The 6320-nt window shown below is 37.0% G+C and carries 7 protein-coding genes; 3 read left to right on the forward strand and 4 right to left on the reverse strand.

The genetic code is table 11. The features are described 5' to 3' along the window. The first annotated feature begins 198 nt into the window (after positions 1–198). Together QVB70_RS11010 and QVB70_RS11015 are read left to right on the forward strand one after the other, a co-directional pair. The gene (locus tag QVB70_RS11010) at positions 199–360 is read left to right on the forward strand and encodes a hypothetical protein (RefSeq protein ID WP_287586089.1); all 162 of its coding nucleotides are present in this window, start codon (positions 199–201) and stop codon (positions 358–360) included. 265 nt (positions 361–625) lie between these two features. Continuing rightward, positions 626–1348: a (5-formylfuran-3-yl)methyl phosphate synthase gene (locus QVB70_RS11015; RefSeq protein ID WP_287586092.1), complete on the forward strand. Its 723-nt coding sequence runs from the start codon at positions 626–628 to the stop codon at positions 1346–1348. 377 nt (positions 1349–1725) lie between these two features. On the opposite strand, the gene QVB70_RS11020 is transcribed toward QVB70_RS11015, so the two are convergent. After that, the gene (locus QVB70_RS11020) at positions 1726–2520 is read right to left on the reverse strand and encodes a HEAT repeat domain-containing protein (RefSeq protein WP_287586094.1); all 795 of its coding nucleotides are present in this window, start codon (positions 2518–2520) and stop codon (positions 1726–1728) included. Positions 2521–2786: 266 nt separating this feature from the next. On the opposite strand from QVB70_RS11020, the gene QVB70_RS11025 reads away from it, so the two are divergent. Then, the gene (locus tag QVB70_RS11025; RefSeq protein ID WP_287586096.1) at positions 2787–3851 is read left to right on the forward strand and encodes a polyprenyl synthetase family protein; all 1065 of its coding nucleotides are present in this window, start codon (positions 2787–2789) and stop codon (positions 3849–3851) included. A gap of 28 nt (positions 3852–3879) precedes the next feature. Here QVB70_RS11025 and QVB70_RS11030 read toward each other — a convergent pair whose 3' ends face one another. From QVB70_RS11030 to QVB70_RS11040, 3 genes are all read right to left on the reverse strand, one after another. Continuing rightward, positions 3880–5061: a hypothetical protein gene (locus QVB70_RS11030; RefSeq protein WP_287586098.1), complete on the reverse strand. Its 1182-nt coding sequence runs from the start codon at positions 5059–5061 to the stop codon at positions 3880–3882. 268 nt (positions 5062–5329) lie between these two features. Next, the gene (locus tag QVB70_RS11035; protein ID WP_287586101.1) at positions 5330–5821 is read right to left on the reverse strand and encodes a hypothetical protein; all 492 of its coding nucleotides are present in this window, start codon (positions 5819–5821) and stop codon (positions 5330–5332) included. 161 nt (positions 5822–5982) lie between these two features. Further along, positions 5983–6320 (reverse strand): zinc ribbon domain-containing protein (locus QVB70_RS11040; RefSeq protein WP_287586104.1); only part of this gene is annotated, 338 nt, incomplete at its 5' end.

The raw sequence follows: 6320 nt of genomic DNA on the forward strand, positions 1-6320 counted from the left end.
TGATCACTGAGAGTTTCCTCTCTGTTTAAACCACCATTTACAGAGCAAGGGACTAGAGAAGCATCCTTTGGTGTGTTCTTTAACTCTCCTGATAACGTAGATACCGTCATGTGTGTTTCACCATGACCTCTCTTAGGCTAATCAACTAATTACTCTTACTCCTCACGGAACAAGCCCCGTGCCTTTAGGGAGGGGTAGTTGACTCCAACTTATGCGCAAGGAAAGGCAATCGTTTTTATTAAACTTGTACTGAATGAGTACACGAATTTATTACAAAATGTTCGTACGAAGTGTAGAACAATTCCCCTTATTCGCACAGACAGAAACCATCGCCGATTACCTTTTTATCTTATTGAGTAACTTGACCAATATTGGTGACCATAAATGGATAGCAGCTCTTAGTTATTTAAGCATGGGGAGACCTTTGTATAAGTAACAAACTATATCGTAAATCAACCTCCATCGAGTTGGAAGGTCTTCTTACGAATGTGTTATAAATACCCTCCCTCTATTACGTGTACGAGTGATCAATTATATTATTAAACATCAATATTTGATACCTATGTTACTGGTATTCGGTATTATACGATAACACAAATAGATTAACTGTATGAAGGTAGAACTGATGAGATTACTCATTTCGGTTATTAACAGAGAAGAAGCAATCAACGCAATAAACGGTGGTACTGAAATACTTGACATTAAAAACCCTAAAGAAGGGTCACTCGGGGCGAATTTTCCCTGGATAATTAAGAGTATATCTGAAGAAGCCCATGAAATTGCAAAAGATGTAGAAATCAGTGCAACGATTGGAGATGCACCCTATAAACCCGGAACAATGGCTCTTGCTGCGCTTGGTTGCACAGTTTCAAACGTGGATTATGTAAAAGTAGGGCTTTTTGAAACAACTACTGAATCACAAGCTGTGGAAGTCATGAAGGCAGTGTCAAAGGCAGTAAAAGACTATAATTCAGATGTTAAAGTTGTGTGCGCAGGTTATTCCGATTCATATCGAATCAAATCAGTTCCTCCTTCTGCAATTCCAAACATTGCAATAGACTCAGAAGCCGACATTGCAATGTTAGATACTGGAGTGAAAGACGGTAAATCCTTACTGAATTTTATGTCGTTGGATCAACTTGCCGATTTCACCGATCAATGCCATGAACATGGGCTTCTATCAGCGCTTGCCGGATCATTAAAGGAAGAACATATTCTAAAACTAATCCCATTAAAGCCGGATGTTATAGGAGTTCGTTCGGTTGTTTGTACATCTTTTGATCGTTTGAATGGGCATTTAGATTCTAAGAAGGTTGAAAAGTTAATTAATTTGATTAAAAACAAATAATTATTTTCTTTCAATTGAAGTACATCAAGTAAGACAATTAAATGAACCTTCTATTAGAATTGCGAAATTCTCATTCACAACTCCATGTCGAGTGCATTTACCACCATCACGCGTTATGCTTTCGAAGACTTTGCGAGCATCTCAAAAAAGGTATCATTGATGTATATCGATTTATATATAATTTTTGTCGGTGTTTTTAGATACTGTATTACGCTAAATTAATAGTTAACTGATAGTGAATTGCGTTAAACGCATATTTCATATAACTCATTTCATTTTGAAATTGAAAAAAAACTAATATTTCGGCATTAGACCTTACTTATTCCACATTTTGCCCAAAATTCTCTAATAGATTATGTGTTAGTATGACGGGAATATCACTGTATTCGTTCTAATGCCTTTATAGCTGCTTCACGCAAGAATTTATCCGTTGATTGTGCGGCTTCCATAAGTAATGGACTAGCTAGTGGGTCACCGATATATCCAAGTGCTTCAGCAGCATATGCTCTTAAAAACTTCTTTTGTAGTAAACGTCCTCCTTCTAGAATAACCATTGCTAGATCGAATCCACTCTTATCGCCTAGTCGACCCAGAGAACCCGCAGCACTCAATTGTAGTCGCTTATTTTTATGTTTCAACAAACCTTTTAGAGAATCAATTGCGTCCTGACTAGCTATTCCAAGTTCACCAATTGCTTCACAACTCCATTGACGCACTGATGGATCTTCATCAGAAAGCAACTCTATAAGTGGCGATAAAGCCCTCTCGTTTTCTAAACGCCCTAGTGCACGTGCAGAATATTGGCGCACACCACTATCTTCATCTTTTAACGCATTTATAAGAGATTCTAATGCCCTTTCATCCCTGAATTCACCAAGACTGTTTGCTGCTTCTCGCCTCACCATTTTATCTTTATCTGCTAATGCAATAATTAGCGGTTCTACAGCTATAGGGTCTCCTATACTTCCTAATGCCAGTGCAGCGTTTGTTCGAACTTTTCTATTCTTATCTGATAAGTATAAAATTAACTCTTGAATTCTATCAGGATCTTGTTGGATCAAATTGTTAAGTTTTTTATAATTAACAGAGGTCAAGTCTTTTAATAAATCCCTAATTTCGTCGTCTTTTACTATACCAACGAGTTTTCCAAGATCTTTGAACTTATCGAGCATTTCTTTCACCTATCAATAGAAGGGCTGTTATTTGCAAGTATGGTTAAGTTGATCTATTTAATTTTATCTGTTTTGTAGAATATGCGATCTAAGTATTTTCGCGACAATTATTGTTGAAAATTATGCGGACACATTGGATAGTATTTCTCTAAAAAAAAGCTATTTAAAGTTAGTAGGATTATATAGTCGAAAACTTGAAAAACAAAGTAGAAAAATACGTAATCATTCTAAAAGTGACAATATAGACCGCCAACCATGTGATTCAAATGAGTTTTTTAGAACGATTTCAAAAATATAAGCAAGTTATTGATAAGGAATTGGAATTATTTCTTGCATCTGCAGTTAAAAGATATAAACAGTCAATCAACGCTGACGTGTATCAGGAAATACGTGATTATGTAATGAGAGGAGGAAAACGGCTTCGTGCATTAGCTTTATTTATGGCATATAAAGCTTTAGGTGGCCAAAATCAAGATGTAGCACGTCAATTGTCAATTTGCGTTGAATTGTTACATAATTCCACCCTTGTTCACGATGATATAATTGATAGGGATGATAAACGTCGTAATGCCCCAGCTTTTCATATAAAGTTCCAAGAATTCTATAAACAGATAGATGACCAAAATGAAGTTAAAGTTCGCCGTTTTGGGGAATCCGTTGCAATTTTAGCAGGAAACATTCTGTACGAACTCGGGCTTGAGGTCATTTATCATTTGCAAACTCCTGATGAAGTCAAATCAAAACTCATGGAAATATATGCATCGACCTATAGGAAAGTAAACGAAGGTCAGCTATTGGATCTCGCATTTGAAGACCGATTTGATATTGCTGAAAAAGAATATTATGAAATGGTCCAACTTAAAACAGGCGCCTTATTTGAAGCGTCTTTATTATTGGGGGTAACACTAGCACAAGGATCGGAAGAGCAGCTTGATACATTTGTTTCTTTTGGTATTCCAGCGTTTACTGCCTTTCAAATTCAGGATGACGTACTTGGAACTTTTGGAACAGATAAATGGGGAAAAAATATTGAGAGTGATCTCCGAGAAGGAAAGAGAACCTTATTAGTGATAAAAACTCTTGAGAAACTAGGTGATGCTGATAGAGAGTTTTTTATCTCCACTATTGGGAACGCAAATGCCACTTCTGAAGAATTGGAGCGCGTTAGAAACCTTATGAAAAACTGTGGAGCATTGGGATATGCGACCGCTACTGCAAAAGAATTAATTACACGGGCAAAACAACAACTGACTATTGAGCCATCATTAAAAAAGGAAGGGTTAGAGTTTTTTGAAGCGTTCGCTGATTTTCTGATCTCTAGAACCTATTAAACGTAGTTTTTTCTCCATTCACAAAATGCTACATACTGAACGTTCGAATCAGCAAGATCAGGCTGAAGGCCATCACAGTAATTATTACTATACCCTCATAGACGTCCAATTGTTCATCATCAAGTATCGATGTCTTAATGAGATAAACGACCGCTACCCCCACTGCAAGTTGAAAAATTATCGCTGGGTCCAAAGGTATCAATGCAATAACGCCAATGAAACCGATAATCAGCGTGTAGCTCTGAAGCACCCCAGACAATGTATTTCCTAAAGCCAGATGTAATTGTCCTTTCCTTGCGCTAATTAATGCTATTGCATGCTCGGGAATAGAACCCGATGCTCCAATTAAAACAGAAATGATGATAATTGGTATCGTTGGATTAAACTCGATAAAGATTTCAACGCTATGTGTAATCAATTCAGCACCAATGCCAATCCCTGCAAAGCCTATGATTAATAAAGCTGCGGTTGCTTTCTTAGATAATTTATGTACGTGGACGTCGTGAGCTTCTTCTTTTTCAGCTTCTTGTGCTTTAGCTTGTTTCAAAGGTTTTCCAAAGAAGATATACACTATGTAAAGAACGTAGGTAAGTAAAAGAATCGCCGCAGCTTCCCTGGGAAGAAATTCCTTACCTGGCTGTAAGAAGAGGAGGTATTCAGCTATCCCTAAAATCAAAACCAACCCAAGCATAACGACGGTAGCACGCATGAGGTCGCTTTCAACTACTATAACTGCTTTCGGCACCTTCATGTGCGACGAATGTGCTTGTCTTGCTCCTACAAAGATCACTATGCCCACAAGGAGCACGTTAAATAGTGCGGCAGCGAACACTAGAAGAACTGCAAATTCGGTCAGAGAAGGATTGTTCGTGACTGCGCCTCTATATGCAGAAAGTCCCGCAAGAGCCAATTCAGGGGTGTTAGAGGCTATAGATGAAAGAACACCTGCTACATAAGCACCAACACCAAGAAAACTATAGGCTAATGATTCAATGCCTTTTACTGCAATTTCAGACATTCGAAGGGCACACCATATACCAAGAATGATCCCTAAAATCATAAGAGCATATGATGCGTTGAACAAGTTGAATGCGCTGTGGGTAATGAACATAAAAAGATAGATAACACCAAGTACTAATACAATGGATAATTCTTTTACTCCAAATCCTAGCAAATCCCAAGTTGAGTGTTTATCAGTTTCATTTGTCAAAGTTGTACTCCCCTTAATGAACAACTCTAGTTTTCTTTTACTTGCGTTATGAAAATAGCTCACGCATCTTATTTAACTTATTCGGATTCATTTGTAGGGTAATTGAATAAATTGCTTTAAACTAAACTCCTAAAAGAAATAAAGAATAAACCAAGATGTTTTCCAAAAAAAAGAAAATGAATTGCAATTTAATGAAAGAAGAGCGAATTTTCTTTTTAGTAAAAAGAATGATATGCTTCTTCTAGGCTTTTAAATGTGATTTAATTGACTATCCAATCGGTGCACCATGTGCTAGGCTATATTTGTAGATATAGTCGAACCATTCATCTTCGGCAATAGTTTCTTTTTCGATTATGAACTTGCTAATCGTTTTAAGTAATTCATGATGGCGGTGTTCATCTGCGATGATCGTCTCTAGTAAAAATTTAACTTTCTGGTCCTTTGGGCTGTCCCCGATTTTACTGAGTATTTCCTCGTATTGTTTCATGGCTTTTTCTTCATTTTCTATATGAATTTTGATATCCCTATTTAGAACAGCATTATCTTCGTCGCTAATGGCAGGTGAAAAGTCTAACAGTCCTGTTATTGCTCTAAATACTAAAGCATGTTTCATTGAGTCGAAAGCAACTCCTCGCAGAAGTTCTTTTAGCAAAAGATTTTGTAGAGCATCAGTACTTTTATTAACAGCTTGTACAATTTGTTCTTCAAACGCAATAGATTTCTCACATTGCGCTTTTAGTTCTTCTTTGCTTAATGACAATTTTTTACCTCCAATATAATGGGTTTTTACCCTACTCTTCTATGACTTATTTCCTATGTTTATAGTGAGTAACAAATAACTTTTTCGTTTGTGGTGTTTTAGTCTAAAGAAGCTTTTCAAAGTTATATTCAAGAAAAAAAATCAAAAATGTCGTACGTTTATTATAGCGAACTGCCGCAATTTGGACAAAACACAGAGCCCGAAGGTATCTTCTCACCACAGTACGGACAGAACTTCTGAGCAACACTCTCTGTTTCAATCACTGGTTGAGGTGTTGTTTGAGATGTCTCTGTACCAATTATAACTTCGCCAGAAGCATGGTCAAATGTTGTTTTAATTCTTCCTTCTGTTCTTAGATCCACTATCGCATCTCTCACATCATCTTCTTTCATATTCAGTTCGGATGCCAATTGTCCAATCGTTACACGAGTGTATGATCTAAGAGCTGATAAAACAGCATTTTTAGCACGTGATCGCTGGACAGTTGCCCTTATAGCAA

Origin of the sequence: Candidatus Borrarchaeum sp., from assembly GCF_019058535.1 — an archaeon.
Classification (GTDB): domain Archaea; phylum Asgardarchaeota; class Sifarchaeia; order Borrarchaeales; family Borrarchaeaceae; genus Borrarchaeum; species Borrarchaeum weybense.

Bases quoted from the DNA above. Each gene is read 5' to 3' on its own strand.
- QVB70_RS11015 (WP_287586092.1), top strand. From the start codon at position 626: ATGAGATTACTCATTTCGGTTATTAACAGAGAAGAAGCAATCAACGCA.
- QVB70_RS11025 (WP_287586096.1), top strand. From the start codon at position 2,787: ATGAGTTTTTTAGAACGATTTCAAAAATATAAGCAAGTTATTGATAAG.
- QVB70_RS11020 (WP_287586094.1), bottom strand. From the start codon at position 2,520: ATGCTCGATAAGTTCAAAGATCTTGGAAAACTCGTTGGTATAGTAAAA.